Source organism: Alkalibacterium sp. MB6, assembly GCF_009935905.1.
In the GTDB taxonomy this organism is placed as follows: Bacteria; Bacillota; Bacilli; order Lactobacillales; family Carnobacteriaceae_A; genus Alkalibacterium.
Map to the genome: position 1 here is coordinate 80,102 of NZ_PREX01000003.1, position 26,978 is coordinate 107,079.

At 40.9% G+C, this 26,978-nt stretch carries 30 protein-coding genes; 3 read left to right on the plus strand and 27 right to left on the minus strand.

Annotated elements, in window-relative coordinates; genetic code table 11:
- The 21 genes from rplO to rpsJ all read right to left on the minus strand — a co-directional run bounded on the left by rplO (position 1) and on the right by rpsJ (position 9,354).
- Positions 1–441, minus strand: coding sequence for a 50S ribosomal protein L15 (gene rplO / locus C3945_RS02280; RefSeq protein WP_161878062.1), 441 nt, complete (start codon positions 439–441; stop codon positions 1–3).
- A gap of 37 nt (positions 442–478) precedes the next feature.
- Positions 479–658, minus strand: a complete 180-nt coding sequence (gene rpmD, locus C3945_RS02285; RefSeq protein ID WP_161878063.1) for a 50S ribosomal protein L30 — start codon at positions 656–658, stop codon at positions 479–481.
- Positions 659–671: 13 nt separating this feature from the next.
- Positions 672–1,175, minus strand: coding sequence for a 30S ribosomal protein S5 (gene rpsE, locus C3945_RS02290; RefSeq protein WP_161878064.1), 504 nt, complete (start codon positions 1,173–1,175; stop codon positions 672–674).
- Positions 1,176–1,196: 21 nt separating this feature from the next.
- Positions 1,197–1,562, minus strand: coding sequence for a 50S ribosomal protein L18 (rplR, locus tag C3945_RS02295; protein WP_272928075.1), 366 nt, complete (start codon positions 1,560–1,562; stop codon positions 1,197–1,199).
- 101 nt (positions 1,563–1,663) lie between these two features.
- Positions 1,664–2,200, minus strand: a complete 537-nt coding sequence (gene rplF / locus C3945_RS02300; RefSeq protein WP_161878066.1) for a 50S ribosomal protein L6 — start codon at positions 2,198–2,200, stop codon at positions 1,664–1,666.
- 31 nt (positions 2,201–2,231) lie between these two features.
- On the minus strand, positions 2,232–2,630 hold the full coding sequence (gene rpsH, locus C3945_RS02305; RefSeq protein ID WP_161878067.1) for a 30S ribosomal protein S8: 399 nt from the start codon (positions 2,628–2,630) through the stop codon (positions 2,232–2,234).
- Positions 2,631–2,663: 33 nt separating this feature from the next.
- Entirely contained in the window at positions 2,664–2,849 is a 186-nt protein-coding gene (locus C3945_RS02310; RefSeq protein WP_161878068.1) for a type Z 30S ribosomal protein S14, read from the minus strand.
- Between the two features lie 34 nt (positions 2,850–2,883).
- Entirely contained in the window at positions 2,884–3,423 is a 540-nt protein-coding gene (gene rplE / locus C3945_RS02315) for a 50S ribosomal protein L5 (RefSeq protein ID WP_161878069.1), read from the minus strand.
- Between the two features lie 29 nt (positions 3,424–3,452).
- Positions 3,453–3,758 carry a 50S ribosomal protein L24 gene (gene rplX, locus C3945_RS02320; protein WP_161878070.1) on the minus strand — a complete coding sequence of 102 codons (306 nt, stop codon included), beginning with the start codon at positions 3,756–3,758 and terminating at the stop codon, positions 3,453–3,455.
- A gap of 34 nt (positions 3,759–3,792) precedes the next feature.
- Entirely contained in the window at positions 3,793–4,161 is a 369-nt protein-coding gene (gene rplN / locus C3945_RS02325) for a 50S ribosomal protein L14 (protein ID WP_161878071.1), read from the minus strand.
- Positions 4,162–4,236: 75 nt separating this feature from the next.
- Positions 4,237–4,500 carry a 30S ribosomal protein S17 gene (gene rpsQ / locus C3945_RS02330; protein WP_161878072.1) on the minus strand — a complete coding sequence of 88 codons (264 nt, stop codon included), beginning with the start codon at positions 4,498–4,500 and terminating at the stop codon, positions 4,237–4,239.
- 38 nt (positions 4,501–4,538) lie between these two features.
- On the minus strand, positions 4,539–4,733 hold the full coding sequence (gene rpmC / locus C3945_RS02335; RefSeq protein ID WP_161878073.1) for a 50S ribosomal protein L29: 195 nt from the start codon (positions 4,731–4,733) through the stop codon (positions 4,539–4,541).
- Positions 4,723–5,154 carry a 50S ribosomal protein L16 gene (gene rplP, locus C3945_RS02340; RefSeq protein ID WP_161878074.1) on the minus strand — a complete coding sequence of 144 codons (432 nt, stop codon included), beginning with the start codon at positions 5,152–5,154 and terminating at the stop codon, positions 4,723–4,725. Before rplP ends, rpmC begins: the two co-directional genes overlap by 11 nt.
- Before the next feature lie 3 nt (positions 5,155–5,157).
- Positions 5,158–5,814: a 30S ribosomal protein S3 gene (rpsC, locus tag C3945_RS02345; protein ID WP_161878075.1), complete on the minus strand. Its 657-nt coding sequence runs from the start codon at positions 5,812–5,814 to the stop codon at positions 5,158–5,160.
- A 3-nt stretch (positions 5,815–5,817) separates the two neighbouring features.
- Entirely contained in the window at positions 5,818–6,174 is a 357-nt protein-coding gene (gene rplV / locus C3945_RS02350; RefSeq protein WP_161878076.1) for a 50S ribosomal protein L22, read from the minus strand.
- 21 nt (positions 6,175–6,195) lie between these two features.
- Positions 6,196–6,471 (minus strand): 30S ribosomal protein S19, encoded by a 276-nt coding sequence (gene rpsS / locus C3945_RS02355; protein WP_161878077.1) that lies wholly within the window; start codon positions 6,469–6,471, stop codon positions 6,196–6,198.
- Between the two features lie 60 nt (positions 6,472–6,531).
- Complete coding sequence (gene rplB, locus C3945_RS02360) at positions 6,532–7,362, minus strand: 50S ribosomal protein L2 (RefSeq protein ID WP_161878078.1); 831 nt, start codon at positions 7,360–7,362, stop codon at positions 6,532–6,534.
- Positions 7,363–7,418: 56 nt separating this feature from the next.
- The gene (gene rplW, locus C3945_RS02365) at positions 7,419–7,709 is read right to left on the minus strand and encodes a 50S ribosomal protein L23 (protein ID WP_161878079.1); all 291 of its coding nucleotides are present in this window, start codon (positions 7,707–7,709) and stop codon (positions 7,419–7,421) included.
- Positions 7,709–8,332 carry a 50S ribosomal protein L4 gene (gene rplD / locus C3945_RS02370; protein WP_161878080.1) on the minus strand — a complete coding sequence of 208 codons (624 nt, stop codon included), beginning with the start codon at positions 8,330–8,332 and terminating at the stop codon, positions 7,709–7,711. Before rplD ends, rplW begins: the two co-directional genes overlap by 1 nt.
- Positions 8,333–8,358: 26 nt before the next feature.
- Complete coding sequence (rplC, locus tag C3945_RS02375) at positions 8,359–8,994, minus strand: 50S ribosomal protein L3 (protein ID WP_161878081.1); 636 nt, start codon at positions 8,992–8,994, stop codon at positions 8,359–8,361.
- Between the two features lie 51 nt (positions 8,995–9,045).
- Positions 9,046–9,354 (minus strand): 30S ribosomal protein S10, encoded by a 309-nt coding sequence (rpsJ, locus tag C3945_RS02380; RefSeq protein WP_161878082.1) that lies wholly within the window; start codon positions 9,352–9,354, stop codon positions 9,046–9,048.
- Between the two features lie 477 nt (positions 9,355–9,831).
- Between rpsJ and C3945_RS02385 the strand changes: the two genes are divergently transcribed.
- The 3 genes from C3945_RS02385 to C3945_RS02395 all read left to right on the plus strand — a co-directional run bounded on the left by C3945_RS02385 (position 9,832) and on the right by C3945_RS02395 (position 14,281).
- Positions 9,832–10,797 carry an AAA family ATPase gene (locus C3945_RS02385; protein ID WP_161878083.1) on the plus strand — a complete coding sequence of 322 codons (966 nt, stop codon included), beginning with the start codon at positions 9,832–9,834 and terminating at the stop codon, positions 10,795–10,797.
- A gap of 98 nt (positions 10,798–10,895) precedes the next feature.
- Positions 10,896–11,819, plus strand: a complete 924-nt coding sequence (locus tag C3945_RS02390; protein WP_161878084.1) for a DUF58 domain-containing protein — start codon at positions 10,896–10,898, stop codon at positions 11,817–11,819.
- Positions 11,820–11,824: 5 nt separating this feature from the next.
- Entirely contained in the window at positions 11,825–14,281 is a 2,457-nt protein-coding gene (locus tag C3945_RS02395; protein WP_161878085.1) for a transglutaminase-like domain-containing protein, read from the plus strand.
- 61 nt (positions 14,282–14,342) lie between these two features.
- Here the strand turns inward: C3945_RS02395 and tuf are convergent, their stop codons facing one another.
- From tuf to rpoB, 6 genes are all read right to left on the minus strand, one after another.
- Entirely contained in the window at positions 14,343–15,527 is a 1,185-nt protein-coding gene (gene tuf / locus C3945_RS02400) for an elongation factor Tu (protein WP_161878086.1), read from the minus strand.
- Between the two features lie 192 nt (positions 15,528–15,719).
- A complete protein-coding gene (gene fusA, locus C3945_RS02405) occupies positions 15,720–17,810 on the minus strand; it encodes an elongation factor G (RefSeq protein WP_161878087.1) in 2,091 nt (696 codons plus the stop codon).
- Between the two features lie 114 nt (positions 17,811–17,924).
- The gene (rpsG, locus tag C3945_RS02410; protein ID WP_161878088.1) at positions 17,925–18,395 is read right to left on the minus strand and encodes a 30S ribosomal protein S7; all 471 of its coding nucleotides are present in this window, start codon (positions 18,393–18,395) and stop codon (positions 17,925–17,927) included.
- Between the two features lie 95 nt (positions 18,396–18,490).
- Positions 18,491–18,904, minus strand: coding sequence for a 30S ribosomal protein S12 (gene rpsL / locus C3945_RS02415; protein ID WP_161878089.1), 414 nt, complete (start codon positions 18,902–18,904; stop codon positions 18,491–18,493).
- Positions 18,905–19,244: 340 nt separating this feature from the next.
- Positions 19,245–22,877, minus strand: a complete 3,633-nt coding sequence (rpoC, locus tag C3945_RS02420) for a DNA-directed RNA polymerase subunit beta' (protein WP_161878090.1) — start codon at positions 22,875–22,877, stop codon at positions 19,245–19,247.
- A 178-nt stretch (positions 22,878–23,055) separates the two neighbouring features.
- Positions 23,056–26,658 (minus strand): DNA-directed RNA polymerase subunit beta, encoded by a 3,603-nt coding sequence (gene rpoB, locus C3945_RS02425; protein ID WP_202623271.1) that lies wholly within the window; start codon positions 26,656–26,658, stop codon positions 23,056–23,058.
- Positions 26,659–26,978 lie beyond the last annotated feature (320 nt).

Here is a 26,978-nt window from a genome sequence, read left to right on the forward strand (position 1 = left end):
TTAGATCACCTCTACTGATCCACCGGCAGTTTCAATTGCTTCTTTAGCAGAAGCTGAGAACTTGTTAGCTTTCACAGATAACTTGTGATTAACAGTTCCTTTGCCTAAAACTTTCACACCGGATTTTTTGTTTTTAATAACTCCTGTTTCTACAAGTAGTTCTGGAGTTACTTCTGTTCCTTCTTCAAAACGGTTCAATGTATCTAAATTGACAATAGTATATTCTTTACGGTTGTAGTTCGTGAAACCGCGTTTTGGTAAAGTCTGGAATAATGGTGTTTGTCCACCTTCAAATCCTAGACGTGTACCGCCACCTGAACGTGCTTTTTGTCCTTTTTGTCCACGACCGGATGTTTTTCCGTTACCAGAAGACGATCCGCGACCAACACGGTTACGTGTTTTACGTGATCCTTCTGCAGGTTTTAATTCATGAAGTTTCATAAATCCTGGCACCTCCTTTAGTTAGACTGGTTGCTCATTAGACTTCTTTAACATCTACTAAATGAGCGATGTGTTTAATTGATCCTCTTACTGCTTCGCTATCTGGTCTTACAACAGAAGAGTTAATTTTCTTAAGACCGAGAGATTTTACGATTTTATGCTGATTCTGAGGACGACCAATCAAACTGCGTTTTAATGTTATTTCCAAGTTTGCCATTGTGTCTTCCTCCTTATCCTAATAACTCTTCAACAGTTTTACCGCGAAGTTTAGCTACTTCTTCAGCACGTTTTAATTGGCTGATTCCGTTGATCGTTGCACGAATCACGTTGATTGGTGAACTTGAACCAACAGATTTAGAAGAAACGTCATGTACGCCTGCTAATTCTAGTACCGCACGTGCTGGGCCTCCAGCAGATACTCCAGAACCGGCTACAGCTGGTTTCAACATGATTCTACCGCCGCCGTGACGTCCGATAACTTCATGTGGAAGAGTAGTTCCAACGATAGGCACTTGTACGATATTGTTTTTAGCGTCTTCGATAGCTTTACGGATTGCTTCAGGAACTTCCTGAGCTTTACCTGTACCGAAACCGACATGTCCATTTCTATCTCCAACCACGACTAAAGCAGCAAAACGCAAACGACGTCCACCTTTAACAACTTTAGTAACACGGTTGATTTCGACTACGCGATCTTCAAGATCTAATCTAGATGCATCAATATGAGTTGTCATGTACTGTAACTCCTCCTTTTCTTAAAATGTCAGTCCGTTTTCACGAGCTGCATCAGCTAGTGCTTTGACACGGCCATGGTACTGATACCCGCCACGGTCAAAGACTACTTCTTTAACGCCTTTTTCTACTCCACGCTTAGCAACCAATGCTCCGACTGCTGCAGCTTCGTCAACTTTAGAATCGCCTGAAACGTCAGTATCCAAAGTAGATGCACTTGCGAGCGTTACACCCTCTACATCATCAATCAATTGAGCGTAGATGTTTTTATTAGAACGGAATACGTTCAAACGTGGGCGCTCTGCAGTACCAGAAAGACTTCTGCGAACGCGTTTATGTCTCTTTTGACGTAATTTGTTTTTATCTGGTTTTGTAATCACAATTGTCACCTCTTTATTCTTAGTTCTCATACATATGAGTTTGTCAGGCTGTTTAGGTAAACAGGACAGGTAAAACGATCCAATTAAATTGGATGTTTTGACTTATCCTATTATTTACCTGTTTTACCTTCTTTACGGCGTACAGTTTCGCCTCTATAGCGAATCCCTTTACCTTTATAAGGCTCAGGTGGTCGTACAGCACGGATGCTGGCAGCCAAAGCTCCAACGTGTTCTTTATTCGCACCTTTAATTGAAATAACAGTGTTTGATGGTACGTCGACAGTTAAACCTTCGACTGGCTCAAACTCTACTGGGTGGGATAATCCAACGTTAACAACTAATGTGTTACCTTGTTTTTGTGCACGGTATCCAACACCAATCAATTCAAGAACTTTTTCAAATCCATCGTTAACTCCTTCAACCATGTTATTCACGATAGCACGAGTTGTTCCGTGGATTGTACGGCTTTCTTTAGACTCATTTGGTCGTGTGAAAGTCATAACGTTATCTTCAATGTTAATGTCAATAATAGGGCTAACTTCACGGCTAAGTTCTCCGTTTTTCCCTTTGACTGTAATGACGTTACCGTCGATGTTTACTTCAACACCTTCAGGTATCGTAATAGGTTTTTTTCCGATACGGCTCATTGTCCGGCACCTCCTTCATCTATCTTAATGCTTACCAAACGTACGCGAGGACTTCTCCTCCGATGTTTTTAGCACGGGCAGTTCTATCTGTTACAACGCCTTCTGAAGTTGAAACGAGAGCAATTCCTAAACCGTTCAACACTTTAGGCATTTCTTCAGAGTTAGCATAAACACGTAAACCTGGTTTTGAAATACGTTTCAATCCAGTGATTACACGTTCGTTATTTTGACCATATTTCAAGAAAATGCGGACGATGCCTTGTTTGTCATCTTCCACGAATTCTACATCCTTAATGAAACCTTCCGATTTCAGAATGTCGGCCATTGCTCTTTTAAGGTTAGAAGCAGGTATTTCCACTTTTGTATGGCGTGCGTTATTGGCATTGCGGATACGAGTCAGGAAATCTGCTGTTGGATCTGTCATGACCATTCGTTGTAGCCTCCTTTACGGCAAGTTTTCGTTTTACCAGCTTGCTTTTTTCAAGCCTGGAATTTGACCTTTGTATGCTAACTCACGCAAGCATATACGGCATAATTTGAATTTTTTATAAACGGAATGTGGGCGTCCGCATCGTTCACAGCGGGTATACTCACGAGTCGAAAACTTGGCTGGTTTTTTGCTTTTTACAATCATCGATTTTTTAGCCATTACTAATATTACCCTCCTAATTAGGTAGTCTAGGTTATTTCTGGAACGGCATTCCCAATTGTCCAAGTAACTCACGAGCTTCTTCATCAGTTTTAGCTGAAGTGACAATGACAATATCCATTCCTCGAACTTTATCTACATCATCAAAGTCAATCTCAGGGAAAATTAGTTGCTCTCTGATTCCTAGCGTATAGTTACCGCGTCCATCAAATGAATTTTTGCTCACTCCACGGAAGTCACGTACACGAGGTAATGAGACAGAAACTAATTTTTCCAGGAAATCATACATACGGTCGCCACGTAATGTTACTTTCGTACCAATTGGCATACCTTCACGCAAGCGGAAGCCAGCGATAGATTTTTTCGCATGAGTGATAACTGGTTTTTGTCCAGAAATTAAAGTTAATTCTTCTACTGCTTTATCTAAGTTTTTAGTGTTTGATACGGCATCACCCACACCCATGTTGATAACAATTTTATCAACTTTCGGTGCTTCCATGATTGACGCGTAGTCAAACTTCTCAACTAATGATGGTCTAACATCATTGTTATACTTTTCTTTAAGGCGTGTCATATTCGAATGCCTCCTTTCCTACATTTTTATTAAAGTGCTTCGCCAGATTTCTTAGCGTAACGTACTTTCTTACCATCTTCTATTTTATATCCTACACGAGTAGGCTCTCCAGTTGATGGATCAACTAATTGAACATTAGACACGTGAATTGGTGCTTCTTTCTCCACAATTCCGCCTTCTTGTCCCATACCAGTAGGACGGGTATGTTTTTTAATCATGTTGATTCCTTCAACAATTACTTTGTTTTGTTTAGGCATAGCTGTTACGACAGTGCCTTCTTTGCCTCTGTCTTTACCAGTCATAACTCTAACTTTATCTCCACTTTTTACAAACATTCTCTAGCGCACCTCCTTATGACGTTTATCGGAATTATAGAACTTCCGGAGCTAACGAAATAATTCTCATAAAGTCATTCTCACGTAATTCACGAGCAACCGGTCCGAAGATACGTGTTCCACGTGGTGCTTTATCCTCACGAATAATAACACAAGCATTTTCATCAAATTTAATATATGAACCATCTGGACGTCTAGCACCAGATTTTGTACGTACAATAACTGCACGGACAACGTCTCCTTTTTTAACAACGCCGCCTGGTGTAGCTTGTTTAACAGTTACAACAACTTCGTCACCGATGTTGGCAGTCTTAAGTCCTGATCCACCTAATACTTTAATAACCAACACTTCACGTGCACCAGAGTTGTCAGCGACTTTCATACGACTTTCTGTTTGAATCACGTTAGGATCCTCCTTTCAAACTCACGATGAAGTTTTACTTCTCGTAGTGTAGCAGCCGGTCTCCCGGTTAAAATCTTATAAAATTACTGATTCTTCAACCACTTCTAATAAACGGAAACGTTTATCTTTAGACAATGGTCGAGTTTCCATGATTCTAACAACGTCGCCCATTTTAGCAGTGTTGTTTTCGTCATGTGCTTTAAATTTAGTCGAATATTTAATACGTTTTTTATATTTCGGGTGAGATTTCTGAGTAGCAATTTCCACTACGATGGTTTTATCCATTTTGTCAGATACTACGCGGCCCTGATATACTTTACGTTCATTACGTTCAGCCATTTTTTAGCCTCCTTTGAATAAGCTATTACACTATTGTCTTAATTAACCATTTCTGCTTGACGCAAAATGGTTTTTACACGCGCGATGTTTTTACGAACATCTTTAATACGAGCGGTGTTTTCTAATTGTCCAGTAGCTAATTGAAAGCGTAAGTTAAATAGCTCTTCTTTAAATTCTTTTTCTTTTTCTAATAATTCAGTAGTGGATAAGCCTTTTAATTCACTAGCCTTCATTTGAGTCACCACTTTCTTCACGAGTTACTACCTTAGTTCTTACTGGTAGTTTGTGTGAAGCTAAACGCAAAGCTTCGCGAGCGACTTCGTCAGAAACGCCGCCGATTTCAAACATGATTTTACCACGTTTAACAGGAGCAACCCACATTTCAGGTGCACCTTTACCTTTACCCATACGAACACCAATTGCTTTAGCTGTCACTGGTTTGTGAGGGAAGATTTTAATCCATACTTTCCCACCACGTTTCATATAACGAGTCATCGCTATACGAGCTGATTCGATCTGTCTGCTTGTAATCCATGATGAGTCAACTGCTTGTAGACCATATTGTCCGTAAGCAATCTCTTTTCCACCTTTAGCTTCGCCTCTCATCTTTCCACGAAACTCACGACGGTGTTTTACACGTTTCGGTACTAACATTGATTATTTCCCTCCTTTCTTGTTCTCTGTAACTGTAGGAAGAACTTCTCCTTTATAGATCCATACTTTAATACCTAATTTACCATAGGTAGTATCTGCTTCTTCGTTCGCATAGTCAATATCCGCACGAAGTGTATGCAAAGGTACAGTTCCTTCTGAAAAGCTTTCGCTACGAGCAATATCTGCTCCGTTTAAACGACCGGCAACCATTGTACGAATTCCTTTAGCGCCTTGACGCATAGCACGTTGGATAGCTTGCTTTTGTGCACGACGGAATGAAATACGGTTTTCCAATTGTTCAGCGATACTTTTCGCTACTAATGTAGCATCCATATCTGGTTTTTTAATTTCCACGATGTTAACGTGTACTCTCTTGTTAGTGATTTTGTTTAGGTCATTTCTCAAAGCGTCAACTTCTGTTCCGCCTTTACCAATAACCATTCCTGGTTTAGCAGTGTGGATAGAAACGTTGACTCTGTTAGCTGCACGTTCGATTTCAATACGAGAAACAGAGGCATCACTTAATCGTTTAGCAATGTGCTCACGAACAGCTAGGTCTTCATGTAATTTATCTGCAAAGTCTTTTTCTGCGTACCATTTAGCATCCCAATCTTGGATGACGCCAACACGCAGACCATGAGGATTTACTTTTTGTCCCATTGATTACCCCTCCTTCTTCTCAGTTACCACAACTGTAATGTGGCTTGTACGTTTGTTAATTCTTGATGCTGCACCTTTTGCTCTAGGACGGAAACGTTTCAACGTAGGTCCTTCATTAGCATAGGCTTCACTTACGACTAATTCTTCAATATCCATATCGTAGTTGTGTTCAGCATTAGCAATTGCTGACATTAAAACTTTTTCTACCGCTTCAGACGCTCCTCTGTTAGTGAAGCGAAGGATAGAAATAGCTTCTGCAGCACTCTTCCCTCTTATGGTATCTACAACCAAACGAACTTTACGTGGTGCAATGCGAACCATACGAGCAGTGGCTTTAGCTGCTGTTACTGTTTCTGCCATGAATGTATCCTCCCTTCGCTCTTAACGTCTTGTTGTGCGGTCGTCTTTTCCGTGTCCGCGGTACGTTCTTGTTGGTGCAAATTCACCCAGTTTGTGACCAACCATGTCTTCTTGAACATAAACTGGCACATGTTTTCTTCCATCATATACGGCAATGGTATAACCTACAAAGTTCGGAAAGATTGTTGAACGACGTGACCACGTTTTGATTACTCGTTTGTTGTCTCCGTCCATCTCGCGAACTTTTTTCATCAAATGATCATCGACGAAAGGTCCCTTTTTCAAACTACGGCTCATGTATTGCCCTCCTTTGTGGGTTTATCCCTTGATTTCTTCTTGCTCTTTTAAATGCTTTAATTATTTTTTACGTCCACGAACGATTAACTTATCAGAACGATTGTGACTTTTACGGGTTTTCTTACCAAGTGTTGGTTTGCCCCATGGAGACATTGGACTTGGACGTCCGATTGGCGCTTTACCTTCACCACCACCGTGTGGGTGATCGTTAGGGTTCATTACAGATCCACGTACAGTTGGGCGTTTACCTAACCAACGGTTACGACCTGCTTTACCAATGTTAATTAATTCGTGTTGTTCATTTCCTACTGAACCAATTGTTGCACGGCAGCTTAGTAGAATCATACGAGTTTCGCCTGAACTTAGACGAACTAGGCCGTATTTACCTTCTTTACCCAATAACTGAGCAGATGTTCCAGCTGAACGAACAAGTTGTCCGCCTTTACCTGGTTTTAACTCAATGTTGTGGATAAATGTACCAACTGGAATGTTTGCCAATGGCAGTGCATTACCAACTTGGATATCTGCTTCTGGTCCAGAGTAGATGCTTGTTCCTACTTTTAGTCCTTTAGGAGCTAAAATGTAAGTTTTAATTCCGTCCTCATAGTGAATCAATGAGATGTTTGCTGAACGGTTTGGATCATACTCAATTGTTTTTACGATACCGCGAACGTCATCTTTTTGACGTTTGAAGTCAATCACACGGTATTGGTGCTTGTGGCCTCCGCCGTGGTGACGGATTGTAATTTTACCTGCGTTGTTACGTCCGGCACGTTTTGGGTTAGGTTTTAGCAAACTTTTTTCTGGTTTGTTAGTAGTGATTTCAGAAAAATCATACCCAGTCATATTACGACGTCCGTTTGTAGTAGGTTTGTAAGTCTTAATTGCCACGCGATTCCCCTCCTTGTTAAACTGGTTTCGAACGAGTTAACGATTTAATTTGAATTTTAGTCTTCGTCACCGAAGATTTGAATGTCTTTTGAATCAGCGGTTAATGTAACGATCGCTTTACGACGTCTTTTCGTATAACCTTCGTAACGTCCCATACGCTTAGGTTTGCGAGCAGTATTGATAACGTTAACTTTGTCTACTTTAACATCGAATAATTCTTCGACAGCTTTTTTGATTGTTGGTTTTTTAGCGCGAACATTCACTTCAAACGTATACTTTTTATCTTCCATAGCATACATTGATTGTTCAGTGATGATCGGGCGTAAGATTACGTCACGTGCATCCATTATTGAAGAGCCCCCTCTACTATATCCAGAGCAGCCTTCGTCATGATAAGCTTTTCATGAGCAACAACATCAAGCACAGATACGTTATCAGGTGCTACAACTTTAACTCCTGGAATATTACGTGCTGATAGTTTTGCAAATTCATTGCCTTCTTCAAGAACAACTAAAGCTTTTTTGTTCACGTCTAGGTTGTTTAATACCGCTCTGAACTCTTTCGTTTTTGGTGCGTCGAAAGTCAATCCATCTAATACGATGATTGCTTCTTCATTAGCTCTAAGTGAAAGGATAGATCTAATAGCTAGTCGACGAACCTTTCTCGGTAGTTTGTAGCTGTATGAACGAGGTGTTGGTCCAAAGACGATTCCTCCTCCACGCCATTGTGGTGAACGGATTGAACCCTGACGGGCACGTCCAGTTCCTTTTTGGCGCCAAGGTTTGGCTCCTCCGCCGCGTACTGCGCTACGGTTTTTAACTGCGTGTGTTCCTTGTCTTAATGAAGCGCGTTGCATAGTGATCGCATCAAATAATACGCTCTTGTTTGGTTCGATACCAAAAACAGCATCGTTTAATGTTACTTCACCAGCTTGCGTTCCGTCTTGTTTAAATAACGTTACAGTTGGCATTCTGCTTGTCCTCCCTTCCTACTCTGTTAATTAGCTGCTTTAACTGCAGCACGAATCGTAATAAGTGATTTTTTAGCTCCAGGTACATTACCTTTTACTAATAAAACGTTGCGGTCTGTATCGACACGTACGATTTCAAGATTTTGTACAGTGACTTGATCGCCACCCATACGGCCAGCTAATTTTTTGCCTTTAAATACTCTTGCAGGGTTAGCAGCCATACCCATTGATCCAGGACGACGGTGGTAACGTGAACCGTGAGTTTCAGGTCCGCGGCTTTGTCCGTGACGTTTGATTACACCTTGGAATCCTTTACCTTTGCTTGTTCCGGTAACATCAACGATGTCGCCTTCTGCAAATGCGTCTACTTTAATTTCTGATCCAACCTCTAAGTCCCCAAGCTCTACATCTCTGAATTCTCTAATGAAGCGCTTAGGAGCCGTGTTAGCTTTTTTAACATGACCTTGTGCCGGTTTGTTTGATAATACTTCACGTTTATCTTCATACCCTACTTGAACAGAGTTATATCCGTCAGTCTCAACAGTTTTAACTTGTAGAACTGTGTTTGGCTGAACTTCAATTACTGTTACAGGGATTAATTCACCTGATTCGGTAAACAACTGAGTCATTCCGACTTTTCTTCCTAAGATTCCTTTGGTCATGAGTACACCTCCGTTATAGTTTGAATTTTATGTTTATTGTCTATCTATTAATTAAAGTTTGATTTCGATATCGACGCCTGATGGTAAGTCAAGCTTTGTCAATGCGTCAACTGTTTTTGGTGTTGGGTTAATGATATCCACCAAACGTTTGTGTGTACGCATTTCAAATTGTTCGCGTGAATCTTTGTACTTGTGTGGTGAACGGATCACTGTGTATAGTTTACGTTCAGTTGGCAGTGGAATCGGACCAGATACTGTTGCCCCAGTTCTCTTTGCCGTTTCTACAATTTTGTCAGCTGATTGATCAAGTACACGATGTTCGTACGCTTTTAGGCGAATACGAATTTTTTGATTTGCCATGTGTTTCCCTCCTTCGCTTATTTAAGAAATAAACCTAGCTCCACGAAAATTTTCCAACTACCCTCCATGGCAATGCATCCGGGTGTGTCGCAACCTCTCGCTTCGAAGCCTTAGTTCTGCAATTGACCCCCCATCCCTTTAAAAACGTAGAAAAGCTTGATGCTTCACTGTTTTCTCCAGAAAAAGACGTCCTCCACAGACACCTTAACAAGTATACATAGAATGATAGTGTTAATCAAGTGTTTTTCAATCTTTTTTCAAAAAAGAGTGCAATTAATTTTGTGTAAGACTTTCGCCCGTTCGTTACTTATTAAATGTAACTAATTGTTTACAGTCACAGTGTTCATATTGTATTCGACTCATATTATCTATACAATAGTTTAAACCCTTTCGATGAACTTTTTTTAAATTCTGTTCATATTTCTGTCAAAGGGATCCGTTCATTCAACTCACACCAGATTACTAAGGAGAGTTCATATGTCTTTTTCAACCGAATTGAATCAATCTATTCTTAAACTGCATGATTTGATTGATGCGGTCGATCGCATCGTCATTGGTAAGAAAGAAGTGACCCGCTTAACTATCGTCGCTATGCTGGCTGGCGGTCACGTGTTATTTCAAGATATTCCAGGTGTCGGCAAAACATTATTGATTCGTACAATTGCCAAATGTTTGCAAGCTGACTTTTCTCGCATTCAATTCACTCCAGATTTAATTCCTTCTGATATTATTGGCTTCTCTGTTCCTAATAAAGATGGATCTATTTTTGATTTTCATCGTGGTCCTATTTTTAATCAGTTACTGCTTGCTGATGAAATTAATCGGACGTCTCCTCGCACACAAGCTGCCATGCTTGAAGCTATGTCTGAAAGGCAAGTTACCCTAGATGGTCGGACGTACCCGTTACCTGAACCCTTTTTTGTATTAGCTACGCAAAATCCAATTGATTACGAGGGTACTTATCCTCTACCTGAAGCTCAGCTTGACCGCTTCTTATTTCAGTTGTCCTTAGGCTACCCCGCTCACGAGCAAGAAGTGGAGATGCTTGCAGCTCCGGATCAGCAAAAGACTGTCAGCACATTGCAAGCTATTATGCCTATTGATGAGTTCTTAACATTAAGAGAAGCAGTGGATTCGATTCATGTCGAACCCAGTTTGCTTCATTATATCGTTTCTCTGGCAACTCTAACCCGTAACCATTCTGCCATAAGGTTAGGTGTCAGCCCAAGAGGAAGCCAACATTGTTTATTAGCTGCTAAAGCACATGCATTAATTGAAGGACGACATTACGTTAACCCTACTGATATCTTAACCGTGTTAAAACCGGTTTACCGCCACCGACTGCTTTTTGAGCAATCTCTTTCAGCAGTTGAAATTGATTCCTTTATTGATCAATTAACTGACGAACTGGTTGTTCCTACAAAAAGTGTGAGACGTCGATGATTAAGCACTTTTCAAGGCGTCGTGTAATCCTGTATCTTCTATTGTATACACTCATCATTTTTTATACTCTGACTTTCCCCACAAGAGTTTCCTGGTTTTTGTTTTATGCTTTCACGTTATTATTGGCTTTGGCGTATATTTCATCACGATCAACCGCAGTGATTAGTCGGGTTACCGCTACATTGTCTCAGACCAACCAGTTGACTGTTCACATAACACTTAGAAGTAAAAACTGGCTTCCTCTTTTTTGGCCCACTTTGAGCGTAACCTTGTCCAAACAAGGTCACTTGCGTGAGATTAGTCAGTCTGTTCTGATAAAAAAAGCAGTTCCCTTTTCTTTTCAACCGATTCGATTAGGACGAGGTCATCATCGGGCGATTGATTTATCTATCGAAGCAACAGGTCTTTTCGGTTTATATTCTCGTTGGTTTACTCAATCACTACCCATAGATGTCGATGTCTACCCTGCTGTAATGACTAAGACCGACCGAGCCAGTTTGATGAAGGATCTGTCAACTCTACTGTCTCAATCGACCTATTCTTCTTTACATGAATTTTATGTTAAAGAAATAAGAAACTATCAAAACCGCGACTCACTGAGTGCCATCGACTGGAAATCCAGTATGAGGCGTGGCCAGTGGATGGTTAAAGATTATGAAAAAGAGGAAGAAGCTCCGTTCGCTGTCATCTTTTACGGCTATCAAAGTAGCCAGTTCGAAGAGTTACTAAGTGTGGCTTACAATCTTTACCTTGAACTGCATTCCTTAGCTTCTTGTGACTTGCTTCTTTTAGGCAGCTTTAAAGGCGTCCCTTCATTTGGAACAACGACAGCTAGTTTTTTGCCAGTAGAAGCCGCTTCAGATAAGGAACGATTGTCCATTCTGTTTAATGACCGAGTCCCTTTAACTAAACGTTTATTCATTATTACTCCAGACAGCCGATTGATACCGACTCATACGATACTGACTTCTCAGTATTTTATTATAGACGAGTCACACCTTAACTCTTTGAAAGGAGTCTAACTGTCTTGCAAGTCCAAGCAGCCTCTTATTTAGATCGTTTCCGGGACAGTCTTATTGGACTCGTCCATTCTATTTTACTCATGCCTGTCTTTTTATATTTTATGTCCCTCAATCGAGTTGAAGGTGAACGCTATATCTTATTGTTTTTCTTGTTGACTCAAGTGAGTGCTGTTCTTTTTAGAAAAGGGTGGTTCTATTTTCTTGCACAAGTCATTCATATAGGGCTCTTTTTGTATCAACTTTTTCCACCGGAAGGTGATACTCTCTCTATTGCAGGTTGGATAAGAGAGTCGTGGACTAATCTCACTTTACAGTGGACTGAATTAATGCAGGCCGATTTGATTGGTGTCCCCTATTTGTTGATTTACTCACTGCTCATAACATTAATATCATTACTAACCTATTTAGCTATTCATAAAAAGTTGGCTCTTCCATCTTTTTTAACTGGATTCATTTATTTAATGGTTGTTCATACCTTCTCGTCACAACCTGTTTTACCCGAAATAGTTCAGGTTGTTGGCTTTGGTTTTTTACTGATTGCTTTAATGAAGCTCAATATTAATGGGTCCTGGGGTAACTTTTTAAATAGTTTCCTCGTCACATCATTAATAACCGGTACATTAATCTTTTTATCATTCTTAGGCATTAGTCGATTGGAAAGCAGCCAGCAATGGGTAGAGGCGCAACTCAATCCTTATCAGCGAACCTTGTCGCAAAGTGGTTTTTTTGATTGGATCACTTCCTACTCTACCGGTCTAGGCTACCGAAGAACAGGCTTCAGTCTGGATGACTCTAGATTAGGTGGGCCTTTACAGCAAGACTTTACTCCCTTATTTAGGGCTTATACTGACGACCCTCAATACTGGAAAGTCATGCACCAAACGACCTATACTGGCACAGGTTGGGATAATCCTTCCACAGAAAATGAGGTAACCCGAACAGTCTATTCCCCGTATAGTGCGTTATTGAGAGACACAGCTGATCCTGATTCTTTCAATTTGATGAAGGAATTAGACTCTTTATCCACTGTTCCTGTTTACTGGTATGAACCGATGACTTATATCGCTTATCCCTATGGTTTTACTGATTTGGAACTGAATGACAACTCGTCGAACTATTCAATGGAATTAAATGATCAAACTGACTTTTTAGATGTAGTAACGCAAGACAGTGAATTATTTGGTTACCAGGTGTCTTACTCAGAGGAGTTTTTAAACAAGTTTAATAATGAGGCGATGCATGACAGTGATGGTTGGCGTGATAATATGACTGACAATTATCATACTGTTAGAAAGGAGTGGGCTGAAAAAAGCAACCTTTCTCAAGAGGAGTTAAATGAGTTAGCCGAAGAAGAGGAAAACATGACTAGGGATGACATAATGGCCGAACTGTTTCCTACTCAACTGCAACTACCGGACGACTTACCTGAACGAGTCGTTGACTTAGCTCACAGCATTACCGAAGGCATCGATTCAGAGTATGACATGGTTCGTGCCATCGAGACCTATTTGAAAGAAGAAGGTGGCTACCGTTACAGCCTTTTGGAAGTTGAAACCACTCCCCCAGACGGAGATTATGTCGATCATTTTTTATTTGATTCTATGATTGGCTACTGCAATAATTTTTCAACCGCTATGGTTGTCATGCTTCGAGCAGTAGGTATTCCAGCTCGCTGGGCTAAAGGATTCACCCCGGGAGATGCTTATGTTGATGAAAATGATCAAACCTACTTCCAAGTTAGCAACGCAAATTCTCATTCTTGGCCGGAAGTGTTTTTCCCCGGTATGGGTTGGATCCCCTTCGAACCAAGTCCGTCTTTCGAGCAGCCAGTTACTCACCCTACACCCGTTGCTGCTAGTGTTGGTAACGAGTTGTATAGCGTTGAAGAAGATGATTTTATAGATTTAGAAGAAGTTAATTTAGCTGACGATCAAGAAGCTGATACTGCGGTTGAGGAAGAAGAAGGAGAAGAAAGTGGTCTAGCCCCTGCTGAAGAAGACTACTCAGATGAAGGTGGTGTTGAGGATTCTGCTCTTGATTCTATAGATTGGACGATTATTTTGGAAGTCTTGATTCTTGTTGGTTTAATCGTTCTCAGTTTATTCTTACTTCTTCGTCGTCAAAATACCATATATGAACTGATTAAATGGATTATCCAAACGGGTAAATGGTCTTTAGATCAAAGTATCCGTTTTATCCTATGGCTCTTTAGCTTCAAATTAGAGCAAGAACCTGGTCATACTCTGGAGGATTACTTGAATCATTGGTATGCTTTTTTACCAAAAAATTCAGATACAATGAACCAATTCATTCAACTAGCTAATGATAGCTTTTATGGACCCCTAGGTGGGAAACATCCCATGACACCAGAAGAAGAAGCTGTCATTTTAGACATGCTTAGGTTATTCATCAGCCTACCCAGTTTGAAAGATATCCATAAAGATGCTTATCCCTTAAGGTAATATCCCATAAAATAAAGAGTGCCTGGAAATCCAGGCACTCTTTATTTCATTTTAAATGAAATTATTTAATGATGTTTGTTACTACTCCAGCACCTACAGTACGGCCACCTTCACGGATAGTGAATTTAGTTCCGTCTACAACAGCGATTGGAGCGATTAGTTCAACAGTCATGTTAGTGTTGTCACCAGGCATAACCATTTCAGTTCCTTCTGGAAGATCAACAACACCAGTTACGTCAGTTGTACGGAAGTAGAACTGAGGACGGTAGTTAGTGAAGAATGGAGTGTGACGTCCACCCTCTTCTTTTGAAAGAACATAAACTTCAGCGTCAAACTTTGTGTGTGGTGTAATTGAACCAGGTTTAGCTAAAACTTGACCACGTTCGATGTCGTCACGTGAAACTCCACGTAGTAAAGCACCGATGTTGTCTCCAGCTTCAGCGTAGTCTAGTAATTTACGGAACATTTCAACACCAGTAACGATTGTTTTAGCAGTATCTTTGATACCGATAACTTCAACTTCGTCACCAACTTTAACTTGTCCAGTTTCAACACGACCAGTTGCAACCGTTCCACGTCCAGTAATTGAGAATACGTCCTCAACTGGCATTAGGAAAGGTTTGTCTGTTTCACGAGTTGGAGATGGAATGTAAGTGTCTACAGCTTCCATTAATTCCAAGATTTTGTTTTCGTACTCTTCAACGCCTTCAAGAGCTTTAAGAGCAGAACCAGCGATTACAGGAATATCGTCACCTGGGAATTCGTATTCGCTTAATAGGTCACGAACTTCCATTTCAACTAATTCTAGTAATTCTTCGTCGTCTACCATGTCAACTTTGTTCATGAATACTACGAAGTAAGGTACTCCAACTTGACGAGCAAGTAGGATGTGCTCACGAGTTTGTGGCATTGGGCCATCAGCAGCAGATACTACTAAGATAGCTCCGTCCATTTGTGCAGCACCAGTGATCATGTTTTTAACATAGTCCGCGTGTCCTGGGCAGTCCACGTGTGCATAGTGACGTTTGTCTGTTTCGTATTCTACGTGAGATGTAGAAATAGTGATTCCACGTTCTTTCTCTTCAGCTGCACCATCGATTTGGTCATATGCGCGAGCTTCTGCGAAACCTTTTTTAGCTAATACACTTGTAATAGCAGCAGTTAACGTTGTTTTACCATGGTCAACGTGTCCAAGAGTCCCAACGTTCATGTGTTCTTTTGAGCGGTCAAATTTTTGTTTTGCCATTTTAACTTGTTCCTCCTTAGTTTTTACGCTTATAATTTATCAAAAACGGTACAATACCGTCTCTGTTCATACTCATAATAGTATACCGATACTGCGGTATAAAAGCAATCTTAACAGAGAGTCCTTACCACTCTCAAGGCCCTCTTTCTAAAAAGAAAGGCCAAGAGTGTGCATGGATTGTGATGAGAAAGCTTAGTTTTGGTCTCCACCATTTTTCTTGATAATTTCTTCAGCAATACTCTTAGGTACTTGCTGATAATGATCAAATTGCATAGTGAAGGTTCCACGTCCTTGAGTTGCAGAACGTAATGCTGTTGCGTAACCGAACATCTCTGATAAAGGAATTGCTCCTTTAACAACGACAGCGTTCGAACGCTGTTCAGATCCTTCAATATTTCCGCGACGAGCAGAAATGTGACCCATGATGTCTCCCATATAATCTTCAGGAACGATAATTTCTACACCCATGATAGGTTCTAGAATTGCCGGACCTGCAGTTTTAGCAGCGTTTCTAAGTGCTAATGACGCAGCGACTTTAAATGCTGTCTCGTTTGAGTCGACATCGTGGTAAGATCCATCGTATAGCTTAGCTTTAACGTCCACAAGTGGATAGCCAGCCAATACTCCGTTTACTAATGCAGCTTCAAGACCGGCTTTAACAGAAGGAATGTATTCACGTGGAACAGTTCCTCCGACAATTGCGTCTTCAAACTCAAAGCCTGATCCTTCTTCACCTGGAGTAAATTCAATCCATACGTGACCGTATTGACCTTTACCACCAGATTGACGAACGAATTTACCTTCAGCTTGTACTGATTTAGTGAATGTTTCACGGTAAGATACTTGAGGTGCACCAACGTTAGCTTCTACTTTAAATTCACGTTTCATACGGTCAACGATGATATCTAAGTGAAGTTCACCCATACCAGCAATAATAACTTCGCCTGTTTCGTGGTCTGTTTCAGCACGGAACGTAGGATCTTCTTCAGCTAATTTTTGTAGTGCTAGACCCATTTTATCTTGGTCCGCTTTAGATTTAGGTTCAATAGCAACTTGGATAACTGGCTCTGGAAATTCCATTGATTCCAAGATAACTGGAGTATCAACAGCACATAATGTGTCACCAGTCGTCGTGTTTTTCAGTCCAACAGCTGCTGCAATATCTCCAGAGAATACTTCAGGTATCTCTTGACGAGAGTTAGCGTGCATCTGTAAGATACGTCCAACACGTTCACGGTTATCTTTTGTTGCGTTTAATACATACGATCCAGATTCCAACGTACCAGAGTAAACACGGAAGAATGTTAGACGACCAACAAATGGGTCAGTCATAACTTTAAATGCTAAAGCTGCGAATGGTTGATCATCGCCTGCTTCAACAGTAACTTCTGCACCGTTGTCTCCTTGTTCATGACCAACAATGGCACGAACATCTAGTGGAGATGGCAAGTAGTCTACTACTGCATCGAGAAGTAATTGTACGCCTTTGTTTTTGAAAGCTGAACCAACTAATACTGGATAGAATTCAACACTTAGAGTCGCTTGACGAATACCAGCTTTTAACTGTTCTTGAGTGATTTCTTCACCTTCAAGATACTGCATCATTAAATCTTCATCTAATTCAGCAACAGCTTCAACTAGTTTGCCGCGCCATTCTTCAGCTAATTCTACGTAGTCTGCTGGAATGTCTTCTTCAGTAATTTCTGTTCCCAAATCATTACCGTACATATAGGCTTTCATTTTTACTAAGTCGATGATACCTTCGAAGTTATCTTCAGCACCAATTGGCAATTGGATTGGGTGTGCATTAGCATTCAGACGGTCATGCAATGTTTTTGTTGAATAAAGGAAGTCTGCCCCAATTTTATCCATTTTATTTACGAATACGACACGAGGTACACCATAAGTCGTCGCTTGACGCCAAACTGTCTCAGTTTGAGGTTCAACACCTGACTGGGCATCCAAAACGGTTACCGCACCGTCAAGCACTCGAAGTGAACGTTCAACTTCAACTGTGAAGTCTACGTGTCCAGGAGTATCGATGATGTTTACTCGGTGGTTGTTCCACTGAGCCGTTGTCGCAGCTGAAGTAATCGTGATTCCACGTTCTTGTTCCTGCTCCATCCAGTCCATTTGTGATGCACCTTCGTGCGTTTCACCAATTTTGTGGATACGGCCAGTATAATAAAGGATACGCTCAGTCGTTGTTGTTTTACCAGCATCAATGTGCGCCATGATTCCAATATTACGGGTTTTTTCTAGAGGAAATTCTCTTTTGGCCACTAATCATTACACCTCTCTTTAATAAATTCTATTCATGTTTACATGAATAAGTGTCAAGTTACTGTGAAAAAGCAGAGTGTCCAGCTGAAACCAGCTGGATAACGTCTGTTTATCTTACCAACGGTAGTGAGCAAACGCTTTGTTCGCTTCTGCCATACGGTGAGTTTCTTCACGTTTACGAACAGCAGCACCAGTGTTGTTAGCTGCGTCCATGATTTCTCTTGCCAAACGATCTTCCATAGTGTTTTCACCACGAAGACGTGCGTAGTTTACTAACCAACGTAGAGCAAGAGTTGTACGACGATCTGGACGTACTTCTACAGGCACTTGGTAGTTGGATCCTCCTACACGGCGAGCTTTAACTTCTAATACAGGCATGATGTTTTTAAGTGCTTGTTCGTACACTTCCATTGGATCATTTCCTGTTGTTTCTTTAATTTGTTCAAATGCATCATACAAAATTGTAGATGCTTTACCACGTTTTCCATCAATCATCAAACGGTTGATTAAGCGGGAAACCAATTTAGAATTGTAAATCGGATCTGGCAATACATCGCGTTTTGTTACGGGACCTTTACGAGGCATTCAAATTCCTCCTTTCGAATAAAGTATATTTTTAACGTTTAATTTTTTAAAAGTCAATTTGCTCATTAGCTGACCTCAATAAATGAGTCGCTTAATTAAGCTTTAGGTCTTTTCGTTCCGTATTTAGAACGGCTTTGTTTACGGTCAGTTACTCCAGCAGTGTCAAGTGCACCACGAACGATATGGTAACGTACCCCTGGTAAGTCTTTTACTCGACCTCCACGAAGTAATACCACACTGTGTTCTTGTAGGTTGTGTCCTTCACCTGGGATATAAGCTGTTACTTCGATCATGTTAGATAAACGAACACGAGCGTACTTACGTAAAGCTGAGTTAGGTTTTTTAGGAGTCATTGTTCCTACACGAGTACATACCCCACGTTTTTGTGGAGAGTTTGTAGTAGTGAAACGACGTTTTTGAGTGTTGTAACCTCTATTCAAAGCTGGTGATTCAGATTTAGTGATTTTTGATTTACGAGGCTTACGGATTAATTGATTCATTGTAGGCATTCGGTGTTTCCTCCTTCCGTTTTTTTTCTGAGAATCTAGGTCCACACATCCAGGCGGTTCCTCTTTTGGCGAAAAAGAATAATCGCTATGTATAAGCGACGCTTTTCGGTTATAGGAGACCTCAATAAGTGGTTATATTCGGCCCTTGCGTGGCAGTCAGAACGACTGTTAACTCTTATGAGCTAGAATAATCTAGAACAGGAATCTGTACACAAAAGCACCTATAGCATAGTACCATGTATGGTGGGATGTGTCAACATCTTCAAAAAAAGTTTTTTTATTTTTAAAAGGAATGTAGAAGGCAGTTTTCACTGCCCTCTTTTCCTCTATTACACTTTATTTATTTTTCGGGTGATTCAACCGTTGTTTCTTCAGTTGCACTGTAGACACTTTCAGCTGAAACGCCGATTTTTTTAGGCTCCATTTGGTTATAGACACGCATGCCTGTACCAGCTGGAATAGATTTACCGATAATGACGTTCTCTTTCAAACCAATCAATTTATCATTCTTACCTCTGATTGCAGCATCTGTTAGGACACGAGTCGTCTCCTGGAAGGAAGCGGCAGATAAGAAACTGGTTGTTTCAAGAGACGCTTTAGTAATACCTAGTAAGATTGGACGAGCCGTTGCTGGCAAGCCACCGGATAACAAGGTATCTTTATTGGCATCTCTAAAGTCATGAATATCAATTAGGGTACCTGGCAAGATTTTTGTATCGCCTGGATCTAAGACGCGAACTTTTTGAAGCATTTGTCTAACCATTACTTCAATGTGTTTGTCCCCAATTTCTACCCCTTGACTGCGGTATGCATACTGTACTTCTTTAAGCAGATAGTTCTGTAGTTTGATGACGTTACTGACGGCAAGCAAGGCTTTTGGATCAACTGACCCTTCATTCAATGCATCTCCACGTTCAACGAAATCTCCAACTTTCACACGTAAACGGGCGTTGATAACCAAGTTATAGGTACGTGTATCGGTAGCTCCTTTAACGGTTACTTCCTTTATACGTTCCCCTGGGTTTTCTTCTATAGAAACAATTTCCCCTGTTACTTCAGTGATGGTTGCTTGACCTTTAGGGTTACGTGCTTCAAAGATTTCTTGTACACGAGGTAGACCCTGAGTAATATCGTCCCCTGCAACTCCTCCGGTATGGAAAGTACGCATGGTCAACTGAGTACCTGGTTCACCGATAGACTGAGCTGCAATTGTTCCAACTGCTTCTCCGACTTCGACTTCTCTTCCGGTAGCTAAGTTACGGCCATAACATTTCTTACATACACCGTGAGTTGTGTTACATGTAAAGACGGAACGAATCGTTACTTGCTCGATACCAGCATCAACAATGTCTTTCGCTTTTGCTTCGGTAATCAAGTCGTTTTCTTTCACCATTACATCACCTGTTTCAGGATGAGTAACAGTTTTTCGTGCATATCTGCCGATAATACGTTCTTCAAGCAATTCGATATCTTCGTTTCCATCACGCAATGTTTCGGTCAATAAGCCGCGACGTGTGCCACAGTCTTCTTCTCGAATAATAACATCTTGCGCAACGTCTACTAAACGACGAGTCAAGTAACCTGAGTCGGCAGTTTTCAGTGCCGTATCGGTCATTCCTTTACGGGCACCGTGAGTGGAGATAAACATTTCCAATACAGATAGTCCTTCACGGAAGTTTGACGTAATCGGCAATTCCATGATACGACCACTTGGAGCGGCCATCAATCCACGCATACCAGCCAGCTGAGTAAAGTTGGAGATGTTACCACGAGCTCCTGAGTCACTCATCATAAAGATATTGTTTTGATTATCTAATGACTGCATCAAGCGCTCTTGGATCTCATCTTTTGTTTTAGTCCAGACTTCAATAACCGCTGTATAACGTTCTTCTTCTGTGATTAAACCGCGTCTGTGAGAGGCGTTAATACGGTCAACTTGTTCGTGAGACTTATCTAAAATTTCTTGTTTTGATTCAAGGTTTGAGATATCCGCAATACCAACCGTGATTCCTGATTTAGTAGAGTGTTTATATCCTAAGTTTTTCATCTTATCAAGCATTTTAGACGTTTCAGTTACTTGGAATCGTTTGAAGACTTCAGCGATAATATTACCTAAGTTTTTCTTCTTGAACGGAGGAACAACATCCATTTCTTTAATGTGTTTTCTAATATCCGTCCCATAAGGAACAAAGTACTTATCTGGCGTTTGTTTCTCCAAGTTAAATTGAGTTGGTTCATTTAAATAAGGGAATTCAGTAGGCATAATTTCATTGAACATGATTTTTCCTACCGTTGTCAGCAAGTACTTATCTCTTTGCCAATCAGTAAATGGTTTTTCAGGCAACGTGGATACATGTATAGCGACACGTGAGTGCAAGTGTACATAACCCGTGTGATAAGCCTGAATCGCTTCTGATGCAGAAGAGAATATCATGCCTTCCCCAACTTTTCCTGCTATTTCCATCGTTAGATAATAGTTACCTAAAACCATATCTTGTGAAGGTGTAACAACAGGTTTACCATCTTTAGGGTTAAGGATGTTTTGAGCCCCAAGCATTAAAATTCGTGCTTCTGCCTGTGCTTCATCACTTAAAGGAACGTGAACGGCCATTTGGTCTCCGTCAAAGTCAGCGTTGTAAGCTTCACAGACAAGAGGATGCAAACGAATGGCTTTTCCTTCTACTAAAATGGGTTCGAAAGCTTGAATACCTAAACGGTGAAGTGTCGGTGCTCGGTTGAGTAGAACCGGGTGCTCTTTAATCACATCTTCAAGAACTTCCCAAATCTCTTCATCCAAACGCTCAACTTTTCGTTTAGCATTTTTAATATTGTTAGCAATTTCTCTCGCAACAAGTTCTCTCATAACAAATGGCTTGAATAATTCAATAGCCATTTCTTTAGGGAGTCCACATTGGTACATTTTTAGACTTGGACCTACTACAATAACGGAACGACCAGAATAGTCGACACGTTTACCTAGCAAGTTTTGACGGAAACGTCCTTGTTTCCCTTTCAACATATGTGAAAGAGATTTTAATGGACGGTTACCTGGTCCAGTTACTGCGCGACCACGACGGCCATTGTCTACTAAGGCATCCACAGCTTCTTGAAGCATACGTTTCTCGTTTTGAACGATAATATGCGGTGCATTCAAGTCAAGTAGACGTTTTAGACGGTTATTACGGTTAATGACTCGACGGTATAAGTCGTTCAAATCACTCGTTGCAAATCGTCCACCTTCTAATTGAACCATTGGTCTTAGTTCAGGAGGAATAACGGGTACAACATCCATGACCATCCAAGACGGGTGGTTCCCTGACATTCTAAATGCATCCAAAATGTCTAAGCGACGAATGGCACGTGTACGCTTTTGACCAGTGGCTGATTGTAATATCTCATTTAATTCAGCAATTTCTTCATCAAGCTTAACATCATTTAATAAAGTTTTGATTGCATCCGCACCAATTTCAGCTTGGAAAGACTGACCATATTGAGCACGACGCTCACGGTATTCTCTTTCAGTCATTAATTGTTTCTTCTCAAGTGGTGTATCTCCTGGTTCGGTTACCACGTAAGAGGCGAAATAGATTATCTCTTCCAATGCACGCGGAGACATGTCAAGAACAAGTCCCATACGACTAGGGATCCCTTTAAAATACCAAATGTGTGTAACTGGTGCAGCCAATTCCAAGTGACCCATACGCTCACGGCGTACTTTAGATTTAGTCACTTCAACTCCACAACGGTCACAAACGATTCCTTTATAATGAACTCGTTTGTACTTGCCACATGCACACTCGTAATCTTTTGACGGTCCGAAAATGCGTTCACAGAATAATCCATCACGTTCTGGTTTTAACGTACGGTAATTGATTGTTTCTGGTTTTTTAACTTCTCCGTAAGACCAACTGCGGATCTTATCAGGTGAAGCCAATCCGATCTGAATACTTTCAAATTTATTTACATCGATCAAAGGGGCTACCTCCCTTTAGTAGATTATGAAGCTGCCCTAGTTGCTTCATGAGTTTTTACCAGTCAAGTCAGGGAAGAGGTTAGGTCTGATCGTCTATTGTCAGACAACCCCTTAATCCTCTCCTGCTGCTTAACTCCATTTATTTCTTATTTCTATCTGCTTTTAGTTAGAAGGAACCTTACTCTTGTTCTTGTCCTTCTGTTTCGGCAAGCAATTGTTCGTCTTTTATTCTTTCTTCTTCCGCACGTTTCGCGTCTTGTTCTTTTTTCATCTTCTCAAGAGAATCGACACTTCCGAAATCATCGTCTTCGTCGTTATCCTCAAGATGAATCTGTTCTGCATTAATATCCAGAACTCTTAAGTCTAAACCAAGTGATTGCAACTCTTTGACCAATACACGGAAGGATTCCGGTACGCCTGGTTTTGGAATAGGTTCACCTTTAACGATGGCTTCATATGTTTTCACACGGCCAACCACGTCATCTGATTTATAAGTCAAGATTTCTTGAAGTGTATAAGCAGCACCGTAAGCTTCAAGCGCCCACACTTCCATCTCTCCAAAACGCTGTCCACCGAATTGAGCTTTACCACCCAATGGCTGTTGCGTCACAAGTGAGTATGGTCCTGTCGAACGAGCATGTAGCTTGTCATCAACCATATGCGCGAGTTTCAAGAAGTACATAACCCCTACAGAGATTTTATTGTCAAATTCTTCTCCTGTACGTCCATCATAAAGAACTGTTTTCGCATCATCATCCATACCAGCTTCTTTAAGTGTTTCCCAAATGTCTTCCTCATGGGCACCATCAAATACTGGTGATGCAATGTGAATACCTAATTTACGAGCAGCCATACCCATATGAAGTTCGATAACTTGACCGATATTCATACGTGATGGAACACCTAGTGGGTTCAACATAATATCCACTGGTGTGCCGTCTGGCATGAATGGCATATCTTCTTCCGGAAGAATCAAAGAGACAACCCCTTTGTTTCCGTGACGTCCAGCCATCTTATCTCCAACGTTGATTTTACGTTTTTGAACGATGAATACACGAACAAGATAGTTAACGCCTGGTGATAATTCGTCTCCTGCTTCACGAGTGAATATTTTAACGTCGTGAACAATACCGCCCCCACCGTGTGGCACGCGTAAGGAAGTATCTCTTACTTCACGAGCTTTTTCACCAAAAATAGCGTGTAGCAGTTTTTCTTCTGCAGATAGTTCAGATACCCCTTTAGGAGTGACTTTACCTACTAAGATATCGCCGTCTCTTACTTCTGCACCAATGCGGATAATACCGCGGTCGTCAAGGTGTCTTAATGCATCTTCTCCGACGTTTGGAATTTCACGCGTGATTTCTTCTGGTCCTAATTTCGTGTCACGTGCTTCTGATTCGTATTCTTCAATATGAATAGAGGTATACACATCGTCTTTGACTAGACGCTCACTCATGATGATTGCATCCTCAAAGTTATACCCGTCAAATGTCGTAAAGGCGATTAGTGGGTTTTTACCCAAAGCCATTTCTCCATTTTCCATAGAAGGTCCGTCAGCAAGGATGTCTCCTTTTTCAACAACATCTCCATGACGAGCAAGTGTGCGTTGGTTATAAGACGTTCCTGCGTTTGAACGTTTAAATTTAGCAACGTTATAGCGGTCTAACCCACCATCTTCTCTTCTGACACGAATTTGTTTGGCATCAACGTACTCAACGACACCATCATTTTGAGCAATAATGGCTGCTCCTGAGTCACGAGCTGCTGTGTGTTCAATACCTGTTCCAACAAGCGGTGATTCTGGCTGAAGCAATGGAACAGCTTGACGTTGCATGTTCGCACCCATTAGGGCACGGTTCGAGTCATCGTTTTCTAAGAAAGGAATGCTTGCCGTAGCTACAGAAACAACCTGTTTAGGGGATACGTCCATATAGTCTACTTTAGAGGCTTCAATTTCTTCGTTAACGTCTTTTCGACGAGCAAGAACTAAATCGTTAGTGAATGTGCCGTCTTCATTTAATGGCGCATTCGCTTGAGCAACAACGTATAAGTCCTCTTCATCTGCTGTCAAGTAGTCAATATCTTCTGTGACTCGTCCTGTCGCACGGTCAACTCGACGATAAGGTGTTTCAATAAAGCCATATTCATTAATTTTTGCGTAAGTGGACAAACTGTTAATTAATCCAATGTTTGGTCCCTCAGGCGTTTCAATTGGACACATACGTCCATAGTGGGAGTAGTGTACGTCTCGAACTTCGTATCCGGCACGGTCACGTGTTAATCCACCCGGTCCTAAAGCAGATAGGCGTCGTTTGTGCGTCAATTCTCCTAAAGGGTTCGTTTGGTCCATGAACTGTGACAATTGAGAGGATCCGAAGAACTCTTTCAGTGATGCCACTACTGGACGAATGTTTACTAATTGCTGTGGTGTCGTTGTTGTCGTGTCTTGAATAGACATCCGTTCACGAACCACACGTTCCATACGGGATAAACCAATACGGAATTGGTTTTGGAGCAATTCTCCTACTGAACGGATACGTCTGTTACCTAAGTGGTCAATATCATCTGTTTCGCCAATGCCTTCTTGTAAGTTAAAGAAGTAACTCATTGATGAAATGATGTCTGCTGGTAAGATGTATTTAATTTCACGGGCAGGAGCCATGTTTCCAATAACATGAACCACACGGTCATTGTCTAATGGTGAGTAGACTTTAACCATTTGTAATTCAATAGGTTCAGGAACGACTGCTTCGTCTGATGGATACAAGGTAATGTGATTCAAGCCGTTGTCTAAATGAGGACCTAACGCATCCATCACTTCACGGTTAATCAACGTGCCTTCTTGGGCAATAATTTCGCCTGTTTCGCTATCCACTAATGTTTCAGCTAACGTTAAGCCCATTAGACGGTTTTTAAGGTCTAATTTTTTATTGATTTTATAGCGTCCCACTTTTGCCAAATCGTATCTCTTAGGATCGAAGAAGCGAGTAGTGAGTAAACTTCTTGATGAATCTGCAGTCTTGGGTTCACCTGGACGAAGGCGCTCATATAAATCTTTTAGTGCTTCTTCCACTCGTGAATCTGCTGAGTTCTTATGAACATCTTTTTCTAAAGTTGAAATCAAACTGTCAACTGGTCCAAAGATATCTAATATTTCGTCATCAGAACCAAATCCAAGTGCACGAACCAATACACTTAAAGGAATCTTACGTGTACGGTCAATACGGACATTGGATAAGCCTTTCGTATCTGTTTCATACTCTAACCATGCTCCACGGTTAGGTATAACAGTTGAGCCGAATCCTTCCATGCCGTTCTTTTCAATTTTAGGACTGAAATAAACACCTGGAGAACGGACCAACTGAGAAACAATTACCCGTTCTGCTCCGTTGATAATGAATGTTCCTTGTTCAGTCATAAGCGGGAAGTCTCCAAAAAATACTTCTTGCTCTTTTACTTCACCTGATTCATTGTTAATTAAACGTAACTTTACATATAAAGGTGCGGAGTAATTTGAGTCATGCTGTCTTGCTTCATCTACAGTATATTTAGGTTCTTGTAATTGATAGTCAGTAAAGTCTAATAGAAGGTTCCCTGAAAAATCTTCAATAGGCGAGATATCTTTAAACATCTCTTTTAATCCTTCTTCTAAAAACCAGTCGTACGAATTTGCTTGTATTTCAATCAAATTCGGGAGTTCCAGTACTTCGTTGATTCGTGAGTAACTTCTACGCGTACGGTGCTTGCCGTATTTCACATCTTGGCCTGCCAAACTCTTCACCCCTCATAATTAATCACTAGTCTATGCACGAAAAGACGGTATTGACCCGATTGTTACAAATATTACTTTTGTGTGTCTTTTATTAACGTTTCGTTAACAAAGCAGTAACATTCTGGTTTCAGGCCAAAAAAAAGACAAAAGACAAGTGAACGATACTAAATTGACCATCACTATTTCTTTTGTTTTTCATAAAAACCGCGTGCGGACAATATTTCGCAACGATTTCCTTTTCATACTTCTATAGCGTCTATTAATACTACACAATATTAGCAATAAAGTCAAGCGTGTTTTCATGAACGGTAAAGGGAATCACTTTCTTC

Coding starts and splice junctions, on each gene's coding strand:
- rplO (WP_161878062.1), bottom strand. CDS start 441: ATGAAACTTCATGAATTAAAACCTGCAGAAGGATCACGTAAAACACGT.
- rpmD (WP_161878063.1), bottom strand. CDS start 658: ATGGCAAACTTGGAAATAACATTAAAACGCAGTTTGATTGGTCGTCCT.
- rpsE (WP_161878064.1), bottom strand. CDS start 1,175: ATGACAACTCATATTGATGCATCTAGATTAGATCTTGAAGATCGCGTA.
- rplF (WP_161878066.1), bottom strand. CDS start 2,200: ATGAGCCGTATCGGAAAAAAACCTATTACGATACCTGAAGGTGTTGAA.
- rpsH (WP_161878067.1), bottom strand. CDS start 2,630: ATGGTCATGACAGATCCAACAGCAGATTTCCTGACTCGTATCCGCAAT.
- C3945_RS02310 (WP_161878068.1), bottom strand. CDS start 2,849: ATGGCTAAAAAATCGATGATTGTAAAAAGCAAAAAACCAGCCAAGTTT.
- rplE (WP_161878069.1), bottom strand. CDS start 3,423: ATGACACGCCTTAAAGAAAAGTATAACAATGATGTTAGACCATCATTA.
- rplX (WP_161878070.1), bottom strand. CDS start 3,758: ATGTTTGTAAAAAGTGGAGATAAAGTTAGAGTTATGACTGGTAAAGAC.
- rpsQ (WP_161878072.1), bottom strand. CDS start 4,500: ATGGCTGAACGTAATGAACGTAAAGTATATCAGGGCCGCGTAGTATCT.
- rpmC (WP_161878073.1), bottom strand. CDS start 4,733: ATGAAGGCTAGTGAATTAAAAGGCTTATCCACTACTGAATTATTAGAA.
- rplP (WP_161878074.1), bottom strand. CDS start 5,154: ATGTTAGTACCGAAACGTGTAAAACACCGTCGTGAGTTTCGTGGAAAG.
- rpsC (WP_161878075.1), bottom strand. CDS start 5,814: ATGGGACAAAAAGTAAATCCTCATGGTCTGCGTGTTGGCGTCATCCAA.
- rplV (WP_161878076.1), bottom strand. CDS start 6,174: ATGGCAGAAACAGTAACAGCAGCTAAAGCCACTGCTCGTATGGTTCGC.
- rpsS (WP_161878077.1), bottom strand. CDS start 6,471: ATGAGCCGTAGTTTGAAAAAGGGACCTTTCGTCGATGATCATTTGATG.
- rplW (WP_161878079.1), bottom strand. CDS start 7,709: ATGGATGCACGTGACGTAATCTTACGCCCGATCATCACTGAACAATCA.
- rplD (WP_161878080.1), bottom strand. CDS start 8,332: ATGCCAACTGTAACGTTATTTAAACAAGACGGAACGCAAGCTGGTGAA.
- rplC (WP_161878081.1), bottom strand. CDS start 8,994: ATGACCAAAGGAATCTTAGGAAGAAAAGTCGGAATGACTCAGTTGTTT.
- rpsJ (WP_161878082.1), bottom strand. CDS start 9,354: ATGGCAAATCAAAAAATTCGTATTCGCCTAAAAGCGTACGAACATCGT.
- C3945_RS02385 (WP_161878083.1), top strand. CDS start 9,832: ATGTCTTTTTCAACCGAATTGAATCAATCTATTCTTAAACTGCATGAT.
- tuf (WP_161878086.1), bottom strand. CDS start 15,527: ATGGCAAAACAAAAATTTGACCGCTCAAAAGAACACATGAACGTTGGG.
- rpsG (WP_161878088.1), bottom strand. CDS start 18,395: ATGCCTCGTAAAGGTCCCGTAACAAAACGCGATGTATTGCCAGATCCG.
- rpsL (WP_161878089.1), bottom strand. CDS start 18,904: ATGCCTACAATGAATCAATTAATCCGTAAGCCTCGTAAATCAAAAATC.